Annotated in this window: 16 protein-coding genes, 1 tRNA gene and 1 pseudogene; 16 read left to right on the top strand and 2 right to left on the bottom strand. The window is 72.2% G+C overall.

What is annotated here, in order from left to right:
• Positions 1–119: 119 nt before the first annotated feature.
• Both V5O46_RS22905 and V5O46_RS22900 read left to right on the top strand, forming a co-directional pair.
• The gene (locus tag V5O46_RS22905) at positions 120–446 is read left to right on the top strand and encodes a hypothetical protein (protein ID WP_332886544.1); all 327 of its coding nucleotides are present in this window, start codon (positions 120–122) and stop codon (positions 444–446) included.
• A 20-nt stretch (positions 447–466) separates the two neighbouring features.
• Positions 467–1510, top strand: coding sequence for a DUF6745 domain-containing protein (locus V5O46_RS22900; protein ID WP_332886543.1), 1044 nt, complete (start codon positions 467–469; stop codon positions 1508–1510).
• A 471-nt stretch (positions 1511–1981) separates the two neighbouring features.
• Here the strand turns inward: V5O46_RS22900 and V5O46_RS22895 are convergent.
• Positions 1982–2080, bottom strand: a pseudogene (locus V5O46_RS22895) (DNA-binding protein); the annotation flags it as partial.
• Positions 2081–2107: 27 nt separating this feature from the next.
• Between V5O46_RS22895 and V5O46_RS22890 the strand changes: the two are divergent.
• Positions 2108–2281, top strand: coding sequence for a pPIWI_RE module domain-containing protein (locus tag V5O46_RS22890; RefSeq protein ID WP_332886542.1), 174 nt, complete (start codon positions 2108–2110; stop codon positions 2279–2281).
• A 251-nt stretch (positions 2282–2532) separates the two neighbouring features.
• Here V5O46_RS22890 and V5O46_RS22885 read toward each other — a convergent pair.
• Positions 2533–2604, bottom strand: a tRNA-Arg gene (locus V5O46_RS22885).
• 190 nt (positions 2605–2794) lie between these two features.
• On the opposite strand from V5O46_RS22885, the gene V5O46_RS22880 reads away from it, so the two are divergent.
• The 13 genes from V5O46_RS22880 to V5O46_RS22820 all read left to right on the top strand — a co-directional run bounded on the left by V5O46_RS22880 (position 2795) and on the right by V5O46_RS22820 (position 18077).
• The gene (locus V5O46_RS22880; RefSeq protein ID WP_332886541.1) at positions 2795–3241 is read left to right on the top strand and encodes a response regulator; all 447 of its coding nucleotides are present in this window, start codon (positions 2795–2797) and stop codon (positions 3239–3241) included.
• A 307-nt stretch (positions 3242–3548) separates the two neighbouring features.
• Positions 3549–4814 (top strand): ArgS-related anticodon-binding protein NrtL, encoded by a 1266-nt coding sequence (nrtL, locus tag V5O46_RS22875; RefSeq protein ID WP_332886540.1) that lies wholly within the window; start codon positions 3549–3551, stop codon positions 4812–4814.
• 26 nt (positions 4815–4840) lie between these two features.
• On the top strand, positions 4841–6232 hold the full coding sequence (lysA, locus tag V5O46_RS22870) for a diaminopimelate decarboxylase (RefSeq protein WP_332886539.1): 1392 nt from the start codon (positions 4841–4843) through the stop codon (positions 6230–6232).
• Positions 6233–6507: 275 nt separating this feature from the next.
• On the top strand, positions 6508–7797 hold the full coding sequence (locus V5O46_RS22865; RefSeq protein ID WP_332886595.1) for a homoserine dehydrogenase: 1290 nt from the start codon (positions 6508–6510) through the stop codon (positions 7795–7797).
• 6 nt (positions 7798–7803) lie between these two features.
• Complete coding sequence (thrC, locus tag V5O46_RS22860) at positions 7804–8862, top strand: threonine synthase (protein WP_332886538.1); 1059 nt, start codon at positions 7804–7806, stop codon at positions 8860–8862.
• Positions 8863–9237: 375 nt separating this feature from the next.
• Complete coding sequence (thrB, locus tag V5O46_RS22855; protein ID WP_332886537.1) at positions 9238–10155, top strand: homoserine kinase; 918 nt, start codon at positions 9238–9240, stop codon at positions 10153–10155.
• 408 nt (positions 10156–10563) lie between these two features.
• A complete protein-coding gene (rho, locus tag V5O46_RS22850; RefSeq protein WP_332886536.1) occupies positions 10564–12588 on the top strand; it encodes a transcription termination factor Rho in 2025 nt (674 codons plus the stop codon).
• A gap of 529 nt (positions 12589–13117) precedes the next feature.
• Complete coding sequence (locus V5O46_RS22845; protein WP_332886535.1) at positions 13118–14257, top strand: LCP family protein; 1140 nt, start codon at positions 13118–13120, stop codon at positions 14255–14257.
• Positions 14258–14419: 162 nt separating this feature from the next.
• Positions 14420–14644, top strand: a complete 225-nt coding sequence (gene rpmE / locus V5O46_RS22840) for a 50S ribosomal protein L31 (protein ID WP_141358350.1) — start codon at positions 14420–14422, stop codon at positions 14642–14644.
• Positions 14645–14750: 106 nt separating this feature from the next.
• Complete coding sequence (gene prfA / locus V5O46_RS22835) at positions 14751–15827, top strand: peptide chain release factor 1 (RefSeq protein ID WP_332886534.1); 1077 nt, start codon at positions 14751–14753, stop codon at positions 15825–15827.
• 30 nt (positions 15828–15857) lie between these two features.
• Positions 15858–16703 (top strand): peptide chain release factor N(5)-glutamine methyltransferase, encoded by an 846-nt coding sequence (gene prmC, locus V5O46_RS22830; protein ID WP_332886533.1) that lies wholly within the window; start codon positions 15858–15860, stop codon positions 16701–16703.
• A gap of 52 nt (positions 16704–16755) precedes the next feature.
• Complete coding sequence (locus V5O46_RS22825) at positions 16756–17403, top strand: L-threonylcarbamoyladenylate synthase (RefSeq protein WP_332886532.1); 648 nt, start codon at positions 16756–16758, stop codon at positions 17401–17403.
• The gene (locus tag V5O46_RS22820) at positions 17400–18077 is read left to right on the top strand and encodes an arsenate reductase/protein-tyrosine-phosphatase family protein (protein WP_332886531.1); all 678 of its coding nucleotides are present in this window, start codon (positions 17400–17402) and stop codon (positions 18075–18077) included. Before V5O46_RS22825 ends, V5O46_RS22820 begins: the two co-directional genes overlap by 4 nt.
• Positions 18078–18124 lie beyond the last annotated feature (47 nt).

Genomic DNA, 18124 nt, shown 5'->3' with positions numbered 1-18124 from the left:
CGCCGTTCGCGGGCTGTGCGGATGCCGTCCGCAGCGTTCGTCGGTGGGCGTTGTCAGACCCCCGGCGTAGCGTCGTGGACATCGGTCGGAGCGGCCGTCGGCGGCGAGGGGAGACACGCATGTACCGGCAGGGGGATGTCCTGATCGTGCCCATGACTGAAGAGGCCGTGCCACCGGGCACGGACCGGCTGCCCGGGCAGCGGCGGGACGCGCGGGGACGGCTCGTGCTGGCACTCGGCGAGGTCACCGGCCACGCCCATGCGGTGGTGGGGCCGGGGACCCTGGTCCGGGAGGCCGGGCCGTTCGGCGCCGCCTACCTCCATCTCCCGGACGGTGGGCGGGTGGTGCACGAGGAGCACGCGGCGATACCGCTGCCGAAGGGCTGGTACCGGGTGGTGCGGCAGCGAGAGTACGTGCCCGGCGCGGTGCGCGTCGTGGCGGACTGAGACAGCGGGGGAGCGGCACGATGACGACGCCGACGGAAACGGCACAGACGGACTCGACGGTGATGTGGCGCGAGGTCGCGGCCGCGACCGGCCCGGCGGACCGCGCTGCGGCCGAGGACGGCGTGCGCCTGGCCTACCGACTGGCGGGCCTGCCCGAGCCGGAGCGCATCGTCTGGGCGGGCTCGCCCTGCGAGGGCGCGGCACTGGCAGCCCGGCTCACGGCGGAGGGCGCGGCCGGCCGCAGCGTCCGCGACGAGGTGCGCACCCGGCCGTGGGCGGCGGCACGGGAGCGTGTCGCCGGCCGACTCGGGCCGGTCGGCTGGGCCGAGCACTGGGCCCTGACGGGTGCTCAGCTGTGGGACGGGGCGGTCAGTCTGGCCGAGCGCATCAGGAGGGGCGTCGTCGAGACCTCGACCGGTCTACCGGAGGGTGAGCAGGCCGTCCGCCTCGTGCTGCTCGACGCGGTCCTGGGGCAGCACGACGCGGCCTGGCTGGCGGCCTTCGACGGCGAGGACGGCGGGGAGGCACTCGACGGGGTCGCCGTGGTCACCCGCGCCGCGGGCTGGTGGTGGCCGTACGAGAAGACCGCGGTCGTCGCCGAACGCCCCGTGGAACTGCACCGGGACGAGGCGGGTCGGCTCCACCGCGGGGACGGCCCGGCGCTCGCCTTTCCCGACGGATTCGCGCTGCATGCCTGGCACGGCATGCCGGTGCCCGCCGCATTCCTCGACGGGCTCGCCACACTGACCCCGCGGCGGATACGCGAAGAGGAGAACGCCGAGCTGCGCCGCGTGATGCTGGAGCACTACGGCTACGACCGCTACCTGGAGGAGTCCGGCGCCGAACCCCTCCAGCGGGACGAGGCCGGGGTCCTGTGGCGGATCGAACTGGAGGGGGACGAGCCCCTGGTGATGGTCGAGGTCGTCAACTCCACCCCGGAGCCCGACGGCACCCACCGTACCTACTGGCTCCGGGTGCCGCCGCGAACCCGGACCGCACGGGAGGGCGTCGCCTGGACCTTCGGACTGGACGAAGCCGACTACGAGCCGGAGAGGGAGACCTGAGCCCTCGTCGCCCCTCGAGCCTGTCCGGGGAAGTACGACGAGGTCACGTCCACGGACCTGACCCGCTCTTTCAGGGTTCTTCAGTGCGTACCGAGGCCGGCAACCCACCGGAGCTCACCCGTCGCCGCCGCGCAGGGGAGGTGCATGGTGCGCCGTTCAATCGGGCGGGGAGGCGTTCCGGTGCGCGTGGGCAGGTGAATGCGCCAGGTGCGCTCCTGGCTCCATGGAGTGCACGAGCGCGATGCCCCGGGCGAGTGTGAGCGGCTGGCAGGTCTCACGGCTTCTCGTCCTGCTGGCTCGGGGCGGTGTGCCTCATATCGAGTTTCCGGCTTCCGGGTGCCGATGGCTCGAGGCCGGCCCGGCTGCACGCTGGTGTCGGCCTTGTGTCTGATCGGGCGAGCGGTGCGCCCTCAGATCTTGATGACGGTGACGCGCCCGCGGCAGAGCGTGGCGAGATCCTCGGGGGCAGAGGACGCGCCCGCGGCAGAGCGTGGCGAGATCCTCGGGGGCAGAGGTGAGAACGGTGACGGGTCCGGGGGCGGCCAGCGCCGTGGCGCTGAGCATGGCGTTGCCGCAGGCATCCTGCACAGTACGGCGATGGGCCCGCACGGCGTCGGCACCGGACTCGTGCCCCTCGAACGCTCGCTCCTCGACGGGTGGTTCGAGGGGTGCCTCCGCCCCGTCCTGCGTCGGGTGCCCAGCCTGGAACGCGCGCACCGGAAGGCCAGGCCCGTCCTGCTGCCCGCCTCGCAGACGAAGGATCTGGAGTAGCAGGACGTGCGCTCCCGACAGCGTGTGCAAGCCCGGCGCGACGCGGTGCACGCGGCGCTCGACGGGCACCCGCTGCTGATAGACGTGCTCTGGCAGACCGAGGAGAGGGATTCCAGCTGACCAGTGTGGGAAAACCCCAGGTCGGAGTATGTGGGCTACGAGCGCTCATAGCCTTCTTGGCCGTTGCTGTTTCGGCATGCACAAGAAAGGCCCTGAACTGCGCTTCTGCAGTTCAGGGCCTTGATTCCCGGTGCCCCCGGCAGGATTCGAACCTGCGCACACGGCTCCGGAGGCCGTTGCTCTATCCCCTGAGCTACGGGGGCGTGTCGTTTGCGGCGGTGTTGCTCGCGGCGACGGGTAGAACACTACCAGCTTCGTCGGGGTGGTCATGAACGGGTTTCCGTGGGGTGCCCGGCGGGTCGGCGTCAGGGACTGGGGGCGGGCATCCCCCGCAGGGGGGTGGAAGTGGGGAAATCCCGGACGCGGTGGCCGGTCCGGACCTACTCTCGAGTTGTGCCAGGCGTCTCGGGCCGGGTCCTTGTCGTCGACGACAACAAGGTCATCCGGCAGTTGATCAGGGTCAACCTCGAGCTGGAGGGCTTCGAGGTGGTGACCGCGGCCGATGGTGCCGAGTGTCTGGAAGTCGTGCACCAGGTGCGGCCCGATGTCGTGACCCTCGACGTGGTGATGCCCCGGCTCGACGGGATCAGTACCGCCGCCCGGCTGCGCGCCGATCCGCGGACCCGTGATCTTCCTCTCGCCGTCATCAGTGCCTGTACGCAGTACGAGGTCGACGCCGGCGTCGAGGCCGGGGTCGACGCGTTTCTGCCCAAGCCGTTCGAGCCCACCGAGCTCGTCCGTCTCGTACGGCGGCTGGTCGAGCGGGCGGCGGCAGGGCAGGAGGACGACGGGGCGGTCTCCGCGTGCGGCAGCGCTCCGCCGGCCGAGCGCGCCGGGTAGCCGAAACGGTCTGCCTGTCACCGCAGCGCCGGGTTGCCGAACGGCTCTGCCTGCTACCACCGCGCAGGGTGGCCGACGGTACGGACGGTACGCCGGGAGCGATGCGCCCCGTGGGTGGCGGTTCCGTCCCCGTCGTCCCGGTGCCGGGGGTCGGCGGCCGACCGTCCCGCCCCGCCCGGCGGCCGACGGTCCGGCCGGTCGCTCGGCGGGTGGCCTCGCCCGTCCGTCCCGTCGCCGCGTCCCACATCCCGGACCCTCGGTCAAACCCGTTCGCCTACCCACCCCCCTCCTCCCATACGCTTGTCCCGTGACCCCCGTCGAGCTCTCCCGCACCGTGCTGCACGCCGTGCGCCGTGCCGTGGAAGCCGGGCAGCTCAGCATGCGGGTGCCGGAGCGGGTCGCGGTCACCGCGCCCGGTCCCGGAGGCTGCGGCGACTACGCCACCAACGTCGCGCTCCAGCTCGCCCGCCCGGCCGGGCAGCCGCCCCGTGACGTGGCCGGGATCCTCCGGCCCCACCTCGCCGATGCCCCGGGAATCACCGACGTCGTCGTCACCGGACCGGGGTTCCTCAACATCAGCCTCGACGACACCGCCCCCGGCGCCCTCGTCCGGGAGGTGCGGCGGCACGGCCTCCGGTACGGGTTCGCCGACGGGCGTCAGGGTTCCGGGGGCGCCCTTGTGGCCGACGGTCCCGGCAGCTCCGCCGACTCCGCCCGTTCCGCCGACTCCGCCCGTTCCGTCGGCTCCGCCCGTTCCGCCGGGGCCGCCCTGGTCCGGCTGCACGCCCCCCGCGAGGTCCGTGCCGTCGTCGTCATGGACTGCGTCGCCCGTCTCCTGCGCTCTCAGGGCACCACCCTCGTGATCGCCACCTGCGACGATGCCCTCCCGCCGGAGTGGGAGACCGTCCTGGGCGTCACCGGCGTCACCGGCACCAGCGCCGCCACCTGCGTCCGCCTCGACGACGACGCCCCCGAGCCGTCGCACGGGCCGCCCGCCCCCCGTCCGGTCGCCCCCCGCCCGGTCGCCATCCGCCCCGTCCCCGCACCCGCCGACCCGCTCGGCCTCGGCCGGGACGCCGGACGCTGGGCCCTGCTCCACCCCGCCGGCCACGACCGGCCCCATATCGGCGACGAGCACCTCGCACAGCGCGAGAGCAACCCCCTCTTCCGCGTCCGCTACGCCCACGCCCGCACCCGTGCCCTCCTCCGCAACGCCGCGGACCTCGGATTCACCGCCCAGCCCGGGCCCCTCACGATGCCGTCCACTGCGCCCGCAGCCCCGGTCACCGGCAGGCCCGACGGGCCCGACCATCCCCACCCCCTCCTCACCCTCCTCGCCGACCACCCCCGCGTCCTCGCCGCCGCTGCGGAGCAGTGCGCACCCGACCGGCTCGCCCGGCACCTCGTCACCGTCGCCGATGCCGTGCTGCCCCTCCTGCCGGCCGTGCTGCCGCGCGGCGCGGAGAAACCCTCGGCCGCTCACCGCGCCCGGCTCGCGCTCGCCGACGCCGCCGGGGTGGTGCTCGCCGGCGGCCTGTCCCTGCTCGGCATCGACGCACCCGACCACCTCTGAATCGTCCGAGGAAGCCAGAAGTAGCCATGAGCCGTTCCGCACACCCCGCCGGGCCCCGTCACGCCGATGTGCTCCCCGAGGGGCACTACTCCGCTCCGCCCGCCGATCTCAACGCCCTGGACCCGAAGGTCTGGGCCCAGACCGTCGAGCGGGACACCGACGGTGTCGTCACCGTCGGCGGCAGACCCGTCACCGAGCTCGCCGAGGAGTACGGCACCCCCGCCTACGTCCTCGACGAGGCCGACTTCCGGGCCCGCGCGCGGGCCTGGCGCACCGCCTTCGGTGCCGACGCCGACGTGTTCTACGCCGGCAAGGCGTTCCTGTCCCGCGCCGTGGTGCGGTGGCTGGAGGAGGAGGGGCTCAACCTCGACGTGTGCTCCGGGGGCGAGCTGGCCACCGCGCTCTCCGCCGGGATGCCCGCCGAGCGCATCGCCTTCCACGGCAACAACAAGTCCGCCGAGGAGATCGAGCGCGCCGTGCGCGCCGGTGTCGGGCGCATCGTGCTGGACTCCTTCCAGGAGATCGTCCGCGTCGCGCACATCGCCGAGTCCCTGGGCAGGCGCCAGCGCGCCCAGATCCGGATCACGGTCGGTGTCGAGGCGCACACGCACGAGTTCATCGCCACCGCCCACGAGGACCAGAAGTTCGGCATCCCGCTGGCCGGGGGGCAGGCCGCGGAGGCCGTGCGGCGGGCGCTGCGGCTCGACGGGCTGGAGCTCGTCGGGATCCACTCCCACATCGGGTCGCAGATCTTCGACATGTCGGGCTTCGAGGTCGCCGCGCACCGCGTCGTCGGGCTGCTCAAGGAGATCCGGGACGAGCACGGGATCGAGCTGCCCGAGATCGACCTCGGCGGCGGCCTGGGCATCGCGTACACCAGCGACGACGACCCGCGCGAGCCGCACGAGATCGCCAAGGCGCTCAGCGAGATCGTCACCCGGGAGTGTGAGTCCGCCAGGCTGCGCACCCCGCGCATCTCGGTCGAGCCGGGTCGTGCCATCGTCGGGCCCACCGCGTTCACGCTCTACGAGGTCGGCACGGTCAAGCCGCTCGACGGGCTGCGGACGTACGTCTCCGTCGACGGCGGCATGTCCGACAACATCCGCACGGCGCTGTACGACGCCGAGTACAGCGTCGCCCTCGTCTCCCGCACCTCCGACGCCGGGCCGATGCTCGCCCGGGTCGTCGGCAAGCACTGCGAGAGCGGCGACATCGTGGTCAAGGACGCGTTCCTGCCGGCCGACCTGGCGCCCGGCGACCTCATCGCCGTGCCGGCCACGGGCGCGTACTGCCGCTCCATGGCCAGCAACTACAACCATGTTCTGCGCCCGCCGGTCGTCGCCGTGCGGGACGGCCAGGCGCGCGTGATCGTCCGTCGGGAGACCGAGGAGGACCTGCTGCGCCTCGACGTCGGATGAGCCGACCCGGCGGCCCGCCCGCCCGTCGGCCCACGGCCACCCGCCGGTCTCACCGGCCGGACGCCGGTCCGGCCGGACGCCGGTCCGGTCGGCGGCCGGGGAGCCCGGCGGAGCCCGGCCGCGGCGGGGGCCCCGGCCCCCGCCGGAAGATCTCCGGTCCGCCGGCCACAGGAAAATGAAATAAGCGTCTCACAATCCGGACCAAACGCAGAAAATTGCGTCCGGTGAGTGAGACTGGTCCAACCGTAGACGGTGAGAGGAAACGAGGTCGGATGATGCGTACGCGTCCGCTGAAGGTGGCGCTGCTGGGCTGTGGAGTGGTCGGCTCAGAGGTGGCGCGCATCATGACGACGCACGCCGACGACCTCGCCGCCCGTGTCGGCGCCCCGGTGGAGCTCGCCGGGGTCGCCGTACGCCGACCCGACAAGGTGCGCGAGGGCATCGACCCGGCCCTGGTCACCACCGACGCGACCGCGCTGGTCAAACGGGGCGACCTGGACGTGGTGGTCGAGGTGATCGGCGGGATCGAGCCCGCCCGCACCCTCATCACCACCGCCTTCGAGCACGGCGCCTCCGTGGTCTCCGCCAACAAGGCGCTGCTCGCCCAGGACGGTGCCGCCCTGTACGCCGCGGCCGAGCAGCACGACAAGGACCTCTACTACGAGGCCGCCGTCGCCGGTGCCATCCCGCTGATCCGCCCGCTGCGCGAGTCCCTGGCCGGCGACAAGGTCAACCGGGTGCTCGGCATCGTCAACGGGACCACCAACTTCATCCTCGACAAGATGGACTCCACCGGGGCCGGCTACCAGGAAGCCCTGGACGAGGCCACCGCGCTCGGGTACGCCGAGGCCGACCCGACCGCCGACGTCGAGGGGTTCGACGCCGCCGCCAAGGCCGCCATCCTCGCCGGGATCGCCTTCCACACGCGCGTGCGCCTCGACGACGTCCACCGCGAGGGCATGACCGAGGTCACCGCCGCGGACTTCGCCTCCGCCAGGGAGATGGGCTGCACCATCAAGCTGCTCGCCATCTGTGAGCGGGCCGCGGACGGTGCGTCGGTCACCGCGCGGGTGCACCCCGCGATGATCCCGCTCAGCCACCCGCTGGCGAACGTCCGCGGGGCCTACAACGCCGTGTTCGTGGAGTCGGACGCCGCCGGTCAGCTGATGTTCTACGGTCCCGGCGCCGGCGGTTCGCCGACCGCCTCCGCCGTCCTCGGTGACCTGGTCGCCGTCTGCCGCAACCGGCTCAGCGGCGCCCGCGGGCCCGGCGAGTCGGCGTACGCGGCGCTGCCCGTCTCACCGATGGGCGAGGTCGTCACGCGGTACCACATCAGCCTCGACGTCGCCGACAAACCGGGCGTGCTCGCCCAGGTCGCGACCGTCTTCGCCGAGCACGGCGTCTCGATCGACACGGTTCGCCAGCAGGGCAAGGACGGCGAGGCCTCCCTCGTCGTCGTCACGCACCGCGCGACGGACGCCGCCCTCGGCGGCACCGTCGCGGCGCTGCGCAAGCTCGACACCGTCCGCGGTGTCGCCAGCATCATGCGGGTTGAAGGAGAGTAACCAGCAATGACCCACCAGTGGCGCGGAATCATCGAGGAGTACCGGGACAGGCTGCCGGTCTCCGACACCACGCCGGTCGTGACGCTCCGTGAGGGCGGTACGCCCCTCGTGCCCGCGCAGGTGCTCTCCGAGCGCACGGGCTGCGAGGTCCACCTCAAGGTGGAAGGCGCGAACCCCACCGGGTCCTTCAAGGACCGCGGCATGACCATGGCCATCAGTAAGGCCAAGGAGGAGGGCGCCAAGGCCGTCATCTGCGCCTCCACCGGTAACACGTCCGCGAGCGCCGCCGCCTACGGGGTGCGGGCCGGGATGGTCTGTGCCGTGCTGGTGCCCCAGGGCAAGATCGCGCTCGGCAAGATGGGCCAGGCCCTGGTGCACGGCGCCAGGATCCTCCAGGTGGACGGCAACTTCGACGACTGCCTCACGCTCGCCCGCGCCCTGAGCGACAACTACCCCGTGGCGCTGGTCAATTCCGTCAATCCGGTGCGTATCGAGGGGCAGAAGACCGCCGCCTTCGAGATCGTCGACATGCTCGGCGACGCGCCCGACATCCATGTCCTGCCGGTCGGCAACGCGGGCAACATCACCGCGTACTGGAAGGGCTACCAGGAGTACGCCGCCGACGGTGCGGCGACGCGGCGGCCCCGCATGTGGGGCTTCCAGGCCTCCGGCAGCGCCCCGATCGTGCGCGGCGAGGTGGTCAAGGACCCGTCGACCATCGCCACCGCCATCCGGATCGGCAACCCCGCCTCCTGGTCGTACGCCCTGGCCGCGCGCGACGAGTCCGGGGGCTCCATCGACGAGGTGACGGATCGTGAGATCCTGCGCGCCTACCGGCTGTTGGCCTCGCAGGAGGGCGTCTTCGTGGAGCCCGCCTCCGCCGCGTCCGTGGCCGGTCTGCTGAAGGCCGCCGAGCAGGGCAGGGTCGACCCGGGCCAGACGATCGTGTGCACCGTCACCGGCAACGGCCTGAAGGACCCCGACTGGGCCGTCGCCGGCGCACCGCAGCCGGTCACCGTCCCGGTGGACGCCGCCGCGGCGGCGCAGCGGCTCGGCCTGGTGTGACGCCCGGCGCCGGGCGCGTCCGGTCCGTCCGGTCCGCGCGGTCCGCCCGGCGTATGTAGGCGTAAGGGGACGCTTGCCCGGGGAGGTTCCCTACAGGGGGTGCATAGGGGGCTTACGACACGCATCGTGCGCCTCCCGTGCGCCCTATGTCGCCACTGAACCTTCCTTCGATAGGCTGTACCGAACCCGCCCGCCGCATATGCCTCCGCATCAGGGCACGGCCGCGCCGTCTCCGCGGCCGGCCGGCGGTCGGGACGCGGTCGCCCGTCCGGAAGGGAAGGCGGCCCCCGGGTTTCCCGTACGTCATCGAATGTCCCTCGAATATTCCTCGGAAGTCATTCGACCATCACGCAGCTCAAGGAGAGTCAACGAGCGATGGCCGGTCCAGCGTTCCGCGCCGCCGCCGTCCGGGTGCGCGTCCCCGCCACCAGCGCCAACCTCGGCCCGGGCTTCGACGCCCTCGGCCTCGCGCTGGGCCTGTACGACGACGTGGTCGTCCGGGTGGCCGACTCCGGGCTGCACATCGACATCGCGGGGGAGGGCAGCGAGACGCTGCCGCGCGACGAGAAGCACCTTCTCGTCCGCTCCCTGCGCACCGCGTTCGACGCCCTGGGCGGCCAGCCGCGCGGCCTGGAGATCGTCTGCGCCAACCGCATCCCGCACGGCCGCGGCCTGGGCTCCTCCTCCGCCGCGATCTGCGCCGGCATCGTCGCCGCCCGGGCCGTCACCATAGGCGGCGAGGCCCGCCTGGACGACGCCGCGCTGCTCGACCTGGCCACCGAGATCGAGGGCCACCCCGACAACGTCGCGGCCTGTCTGCTCGGCGGCTTCACCCTGTCCTGGATGGACGGCGGTGCCGCGCGGGCGATCAGGACGGAGCCCGCCGATTCCATCGTTCCGGTGGTTTTCGTGCCCGGAAAGCCGGTACTGACCGAGACGGCCCGTGGCCTGCTGCCGCGCACCGTGCCGCACGTCGACGCCGCCGTCAACGCCGGCCGCGCCGCGCTGCTCGTGGAGGCCCTCACCCGCCGCCCGGAGCTGCTGCTGCCGGCCACCGAGGACCGGCTCCACCAGGAGTACCGCGCGCCCGCCATGCCGGAGAGCGCGGCGCTGGTGGAGCGGCTGCGGGCGGACGGCGTCCCCGCGGTGATCTCCGGGGCCGGGCCCACCGTCATGGCCCTGGCCGACGCGGACACCGCCGACAAGGTCGAGGCCCTGGCGGGCCGGGACTGGGCGGCGAACCGGCTGAGCCTGGATCTGCAGGGGGCGAGCGTCCTGCCGCTGGCGCCCTGACACACGGTTGCCGGATTACGAGAGGGGGAATGTTTGTTGGATCCGGTAGTGTTAACCTCAAGTCTGCACCCGACCCCACCATGGCGAGGTGCCTCGTGTCCCCGTCCGGGACAGACATTCTTCCGGGAGCCCCCCAAGTCGCACTGTGTGGTGGATGCCGTACGCGGGCAGTACGGCCTGTGCCGACACTGAGCGGCCCGACGGGCACGCTCCGGAACCGGTGCGACCACGCCGCGTGACACAGACACTGGGTGCCACGGCTCAAGGAAGCGCCATCACCAGATATCTCTTCCGCCGCTTAGGCGGACCACCGCCCCGGCACGGTTCACACAGCAAGGACCGAAGCCGGACAGCACAACCGGTCGCCGAGCCAGACAGGCCGACGTCCGCTCCAGGGAAGGACCCTTCGTGAGCGACACCACCGATCTGATGGGCGCACGTGTCGAGGAGACCGCTGCAGCGCCCGCCACGGACGCCTCCGCGCCTGCCACTGGTGCCGGCTCCCGGCGGCGCCGCGGTACCGGCCTCGAGGGCATGGTGCTGGCCGAGCTGCAGCAGGTCGCATCCGGCCTCGGCATCAGGGGCACCGCGCGGATGCGCAAGAGCCAGCTGATCGAGGTCATCAAGGAGGCGCAGGCCGCGGGGGGAGCCCCCGCCAAGGCCGAGGACGCCACCGAGGCCAAGCCGAAGCGTCGCGCCACCTCCCGCGCCCGTACGGGCGACGAGGCCGCCGCCGACAAGGCGGACAAGACCGCCAAGGGCGACAAGGCCGACAAGGCCGAGAAGGCCGACAAGGGCGGCAAGGCCGACAAGAAGGCGGACAAGGTGGCCGCCGAGGCCCCGGCCGAGAAGGCCGGCAGCCAGCAGCAGATCGAGATCCCGGGTCAGCCCGCCAGCGACGACGCGCCCACCGAGCGCCGCCGTCGCCGCGCCACCGCCGATGCCGGCAGCCCGGCCGCCCCCGAGACCGTCGCAGCCGAGGCCAGGAGCGAGCCGAGGGCCGAGGCCCCCGCGCAGCAGCAGGGCCAGCAGGGCGGCGGCCAGGGCGACGCCCGTTCCGACGCCGGTGAGGGCGGTGGCGAGGGCCGCCGCCGGGACCGCCGCGACCGCGGCCGGGACCGCCGCGGCAAGGGCGAGGACCAGCAGGGCCAGGGCGGCGGCCAGCAGCGTCAGCAGGGCGGCCAGAACGACGACGACTTCGAGGGCGGCCGTCGCGGCCGTCGCGGCCGCTACCGTGACCGCCGGGGCCGTCGCGGCCGCGACGACGTCTCCGAGCCGCAGATCGCCGAGGACGACGTCCTGATCCCCGTCGCGGGCATCCTGGACATCCTCGACAACTACGCCTTCATCCGGACCTCCGGCTACCTGCCCGGCCCGAACGACGTGTACGTCTCCCTCGCCCAGGTCCGCAAGAACGGCCTGCGCAAGGGCGACCACATCACCGGTGCGGTCCGCCAGCCCAAGGAGGGCGAGCGGCGCGAGAAGTTCAACGCGCTGGTCCGCCTGGACTCCGTCAACGGCATGGCGCCCGAACACGGCCGCGGCCGCCCGGAGTTCAACAAGCTGACGCCCCTGTACCCGCAGGACCGGCTCCGTCTGGAGACCGACCCCGGCGTCCTCACCACCCGCATCATCGACCTGGTCTCGCCCATCGGCAAGGGCCAGCGCGGTCTGATCGTGGCCCCGCCGAAGACCGGCAAGACCATGATCATGCAGGCGATCGCCAATGCGATCACCCACAACAACCCCGAGTGCCACCTGATGGTCGTCCTCGTCGACGAGCGTCCGGAAGAGGTCACCGACATGCAGCGGTCGGTCAAGGGCGAGGTCATCTCCTCGACCTTCGACCGCCCGGCCGAGGACCACACCACCGTCGCGGAGCTGGCCATCGAGCGCGCCAAGCGCCTGGTGGAGCTGGGCCACGACGTGGTCGTCCTGCTCGACTCGATCACCCGCCTGGGACGCGCGTACAACCTCGCCGCCCCGGCCTCCGGCCGCATCCTGTCCGGTGGTGTCGACTCGACCGCCCTGTACCCGCCGAAGCGCTTCTTCGGTGCGGCCCGCAACATCGAGGACGGCGGCTCGCTGACCATCCTCGCCACCGCGCTGGTGGACACCGGGTCCCGCATGGACGAGGTGATCTTCGAGGAGTTCAAGGGCACCGGCAACATGGAGCTCAAGCTCGACCGGAAGCTCGCCGACAAGCGCATCTTCCCGGCGGTGGACGTCGACGCGTCCGGTACCCGCAAGGAGGAGATCCTGCTCGGCAACGAGGAGCTGTCCGTCGTCTGGAAGCTGCGCCGGGTGCTGCACGCGCTCGACCAGCAGCAGGCGATCGAGCTGCTCCTCGACAAGATGAAGCAGACCAAGTCGAACGTCGAGTTCCTGATGCAGATCCAGAAGACGACCCCGACCCCGGGCAACGGCGACTGACCCGCCACCGGCGTCTTCGGCACTCTCCGGAAGTCCCGCCCGTCACAGAGGTGACGGGCGGGACTTCCGCCGTGTAGGACCGGCGCACCGCAGTGGGGGGAACGTATTCTCGGATACGCCCAGGGGGTGTGCCGACTCACGGAGGTCCACGCGGACCCACGGGTCCGTGCCGCCCTCGTCGGATCCGCGTCCGTCGGTTCTTCGTCCTGCCTGCGACCACTTGGCCATCAGCCTCCGGACGGTGACCGGAGCGGCGGCAGGGGTCTTCGACCTCATCGGCCGACGGCCCGGATCTCCGGCCGTCCGGCCCGGATCTCCGGCCGTCCGGCCCGCCTCGGCCGTCCGGTCCAGGTACGCCATGACGGTGCTCAGGGCCGTCCCGGGAACTCCGAGGCGGCCCTTTGTGCACATTCCCGTACCGAACGGACACAGGCTGTCGTGCAACCCTTGGCCGAATTCCGCCGTCTGAGCTACGGAGGGACCCCGAGTGCAAGGGGGTACCCGACCGGAGAGAAGAGCCGAGGAGTACATGTCTGCCGAGAGCACGCCGGAACCCGGCATACCCGGGGCGCCCGGCCCCGACGGGCCGGGCCGCCGGAGCAAGGGGCGCCGCCGCAAGCCGCGCACCGGACGCCGCAAGGGGCTGCTGGTCGCGGCCTGGACCGCCGCGGGCATCGTGATCCTGGGTGGTACCGGCGCCGGCTTCGTGTACTTCAAGCTCAACGGCAACCTCAGAAGCGTCGACATCAACCAGGTCCTGGGCACCGACCGCCCGGCCAAGGCCGCGGGCGGCTCCGAGAACATCCTGGTCCTCGGCTCGGACAGCCGGTCAGGCGGCAACCGCGAGCTGGGCGGCGGCACCGACGACGGCAGCGCCCGCTCCGACACCGCGATGATCGTGCACGTTCACGAGGGCCGCCGGACGGCCAGCGTGGTCTCGATCCCGCGCGACACCCTCGTCGACCGGCCCGAGTGCACCGGCACCGACGGCAGGGTGCACCCCGCCGCCGACTCCGTGATGTTCAACTCGGCGTACTCCACCGGCGGCGCCGCCTGCGCCGTGAAGACCGTGGAGACGCTGAGCGGGCTCCGCATGGACCACTACCTGGAGATCGACTTCAGCGGCTTCCAGCAGCTGATCGACGACCTCGGCGGCGTCGAGGTCACCACCACCCAGGACATCGACGACCCCGACAGCCATCTCGACCTCGAGGCCGGCACCCACCGCCTCACCGGCGAGCAGGCGCTCGGTCTGGTCCGCACCCGGCACGGCGTCGGCGACGGCTCCGACCTGGGTCGCATCCAGCTCCAGCAGGCCTTCGTGAAGGCCCTGGTCGACCAGGTCAAGGACATCGGCCTGCTCGGCAACCCCAAGCGGCTCTACGACCTCGCCGACACCGCCACCAAGTCCGTCACCACCGACTCCGAGCTCGGCTCGGTGAACTCCCTGATGTCCTTCGCGGCGGGTCTGAAGAACATCGCCTCCTCGGACCTGACCATGGTCACCATGCCGGTGGTGTACGACCCGGTGGACCCGAACCGGGTCCTCCTGGAGGAGACCAAGGCAGAGCAGGTCTGGACGGCCCTGAAGAACGACAGGCCGATCCCGGAGTCGGCCACGGAGGGCACGGCCACGGGTGAGGCCGGCGGTGTGGTGAACGCCGGATAGGGCGGCCGGGGCGGGCATCGGCGGCCCCACCGGGAATACCGGACGGCAACCCCCGGTTTTGGGAGAAGACGCCAGTCCTGGCAGACTGGTACGTCGGCTCCGGTTCACGCTCCCGCATCCCGCGGCAGCGACCCGGCGCCCTCCCGGAACCTAGGAGACACCTTGAAGCGCGACATCCACCCCGCGTACGTCGAGACGCAGGTCAGCTGCACCTGCGGCGCGTCGTTCACCACCCGCAGCACCATCGAGTCCGGCTCCATCCGGGCCGAGGTCTGCTCCGAGTGCCACCCGTTCTACACGGGCAAGCAGAAGATCCTCGACACCGGTGGCCGCGTGGCCCGCTTCGAGGCCCGCTTCGGCAAGGCTGCCGCCGGCTCCAAGAAGTAGCGAGCACCGAACCGCCGGTCCACGGCCGCGCCCCCGCCCGGGCGCGCCGGGACCGGCGTTTTTGGTCGCCCGCCCTCCCCTTCACCGCAGTATCAGGAGCCCCAAGATGTTCGAGGCCGTCGAGGAACTCGTCGCCGAGCACGCCGACCTGGAGAAGCAGCTCGCCGACCCGTCGGTCCACGCCGACCAGGCCAACGCGCGCAGGCTGAACAAGCGCTACGCCGAACTCACCCCGATCATCGCCACGTACCGCTCCTGGAAGCAGTCCGGCGACGACATCGACACCGCCCGTGAGCTGGCGGCCGACGACCCCGACTTCGCCGCCGAGGTCAAGGAGCTGGAGCAGCAGCGCGACGAGCTCACCGAGAAGCTCCGGCTGCTGCTGGTCCCGCGCGACCCCAGCGACGACAAGGACGTCATCCTGGAGATCAAGGCGGGCGCCGGCGGCGACGAGTCCGCCCTGTTCGCCGGGGACCTGCTGCGCATGTACCTGCGGTACGCCGAGCGGATCGGCTGGAAGACCGAGATCATCGACGCCACCGAGTCCGAGCTGGGCGGCTACAAGGACGTCCAGGTCGCCGTGAAGACCAAGGGCGGCCAGGGCGCCACCGAGCCCGGACAGGGCGTGTGGGCCCGGCTGAAGTACGAGGGCGGCGTGCACCGGGTGCAGCGCGTCCCGGCCACCGAGTCCCAGGGCCGGATCCACACCTCGGCGGCGGGCGTCCTCGTGACCCCCGAGGCCGAGGAGATCGACGTGGAGATCAACCCCAACGATCTGCGCATCGACGTCTACCGGTCCTCCGGACCCGGCGGCCAGTCCGTCAACACCACCGACTCCGCGGTGCGCATCACGCACCTGCCGACCGGAGTCGTCGCCTCCTGCCAGAACGAGAAGAGCCAGCTGCAGAACAAGGAGCAGGCACTGCGTATCCTGCGCTCCAGGCTGCTCGCCATGGCGCAGGAGGAGGCGGAGAAGGAGGCCGCCGACGCCCGTCGCAGCCAGGTCCGCACCGTCGACCGCTCCGAGAAGATCCGTACCTACAACTTCCCGGAGAACCGCATCTCGGACCACCGCATCGGCTTCAAGGCGTACAACCTGGACCAGGTCCTGGACGGCGAGCTCGACGCGGTGATCCAGGCCTGTGTCGACGCGGACTCGGCCGCCAAGCTCGCCGCCGCGTAACGCACGTACGAGTACTCCCGGAGGACCAGCGTGAACCTGCTGCTCTTGGAGGTGGCCCAGGCCACCCAGCGGCTGGCCGACGCCGGCGTGCCCTCGCCGCGCACCGACGCGGAGGAGCTCGCCGCGTTCGTGCACGGCGTCAAGCGCGGTGAGCTGCACTCCGTGAAGGACTCCGACTTCGACGCCCGGTACTGGGAGGTCGTCGCGCGCCGCGAGGCCCGCGAACCGCTCCAGCACATCACCGGACGCGCCTACTTCCGCTACCTGGAGCTCCAGGTCGGCCCCGGCGTCTTCGTGCCGCGGCCGGAGACCGAGTCCGTGGTCGGCTGGGCCATAGACGCCGTGCGCGCCATGGACGTCGTCGAGCCCTGCATCGTCGACCTGTGCACCGGCTCCGGAGCCATCGCGCTCGCCCTCGCCCAGGAGGTGCCGCGCTCGCGCGTGTACGCCGTGGAGCTGTCCGAGGACGCCCTCAGGTGGACCCGCAAGAACATGGAGGGGTCCAGGGTCGAGCTGCGCCAGGGCGACGCCCTGACCGCCTTCCCCGACCTCGACGGCCAGGTCGACCTGGTCGTCTCCAACCCGCCGTACATCCCGCTCACCGAGTGGGAGTACGTCGCCCCCGAGGCCCGCGACCACGACCCGCAGCTGGCCCTGTTCTCCGGCGAGGACGGCCTCGACCTGATCCGCGGCCTGGAGCGCACCGCGCACCGGCTGCTGCGCCCCGGCGGCGTGGTCGTCGTCGAGCACGCCGACACCCAGGGCGGTCAGGTGCCGTGGATCTTCGCAGAGGAACGGGGCTGGGCCGACGCGGCCGACCACCCCGACCTCAACAACCGCCCCCGGTTCGCGACCGCCCGCAAGGCGCTGCCGTGAGCCCGCACCCGACTTCGCATCCGCAGCACGTGTACGAGGAGGCCCGCTAGCTATGGCACGGCGATACGACACCAACGACGCGACCGACCGCGTGACCGGTCTGCGTGAGGCCGCGTCCGCAGTGCGCCGTGGCGAACTGGTGGTGCTGCCCACGGACACCGTCTACGGCATCGGCGCCGACGCATTCTCCTCGGAGGCCGTCGGTGACCTGCTGGAGGCCAAGGGCCGGGGCCGCAACATGCCCAGCCCGGTCCTGATCGGCTCCCCGAACACCCTGCACGGACTGGTCACCGACTTCTCCGAGCAGGCCTGGGAGCTGGTCGACGCCTTCTGGCCGGGCGCGCTCACCCTGGTCGCCCGGCACCAGCCGTCCCTGCAGTGGGACCTCGGGGACACCCGGGGCACCGTCGCGGTGCGCATGCCGCTGCACCCGGTCGCCATCGAGCTGCTCACCGACGTCGGCCCGATGGCCGTCTCCTCCGCCAACCTCACCGGCCACCCGGCCCCCGAGGACTGCGACGCCGCGCAGGCGATGCTCGGCGACTCCGTCTCCGTCTACCTCGACGGCGGCCGCACCCCCGGCATCGTCCCGTCGTCCATCGTCGACGTCACCCGCGAGACGCCCGTACTGCTGCGCGCGGGCGCACTGTCGGCTCAGGAGCTGCGAAAGGTCGTACCCGACCTCGAGGTGGCGAATTGACGGCCCCTGAGGCGGGGCGCGGCATAGGCAGCGGGGAACGGGCGGCGGAGCAGACGAGCACGTTCGGCTTCCCGCGCGACAGCTTCCGCATCCTCCACGTCAGCACCGGCAACGTCTGCCGCTCGCCCATCACCGAGCGGCTCACCCGGCATTTCGTGCACGAACGTCTCGGCGTCCTGGGCGGCGGACTGATCGTGGAGAGCGCGGGCACCTGGGGGCACGAGGGCGCGCCCATGGAGACCAACGCCGAGACGGTGCTCGCCGAGTTCGGCGCGGACGCCTCCGGCTTCGTCGGCCGCGAGCTGCTCGACGAGCATGTGATCCGCGCCGACCTGGTGCTGACGGCGACCCGCGACCACCGGGCCCAGGTCATCTCCATGGGCCACTCGGCGGGGCTGCGCACCTTCACGCTGAAGGAGTTCACCCGGCTGGTGAACGCCATCGACCCGGCGACGCTGCCGTCCCTGGAGGAGGGGCTGGTGGTCCGCTCCCGCGCGCTCGTACGGGCCGCGGCGGCACTGCGCGGCTGGCTGCTGGCACCGACGGCGGAGGCGGACGAGGTCTACGACCCCTACGGGGCGCCGCTGACGTTCTTCCGCTCCATCGGGGACGAGATACACCAGGCGCTGGACCCGGTGGTGACGGCACTGACGGGGGTCGCGTCGCGGGCGTAGCGCGCCCTCGGCGCCATGCCCACCCGCCCCTTCCCAGCGGGACGACG

Origin of the sequence: Streptomyces poriticola (assembly GCF_036689765.1) — a bacterium.
Taxonomy (GTDB): domain Bacteria; phylum Actinomycetota; class Actinomycetes; order Streptomycetales; family Streptomycetaceae; genus Streptomyces; species Streptomyces poriticola.
Note: the sequence above shows the minus strand (reverse complement) of the source record. Positions and strands in the feature narration are given on the sequence as shown.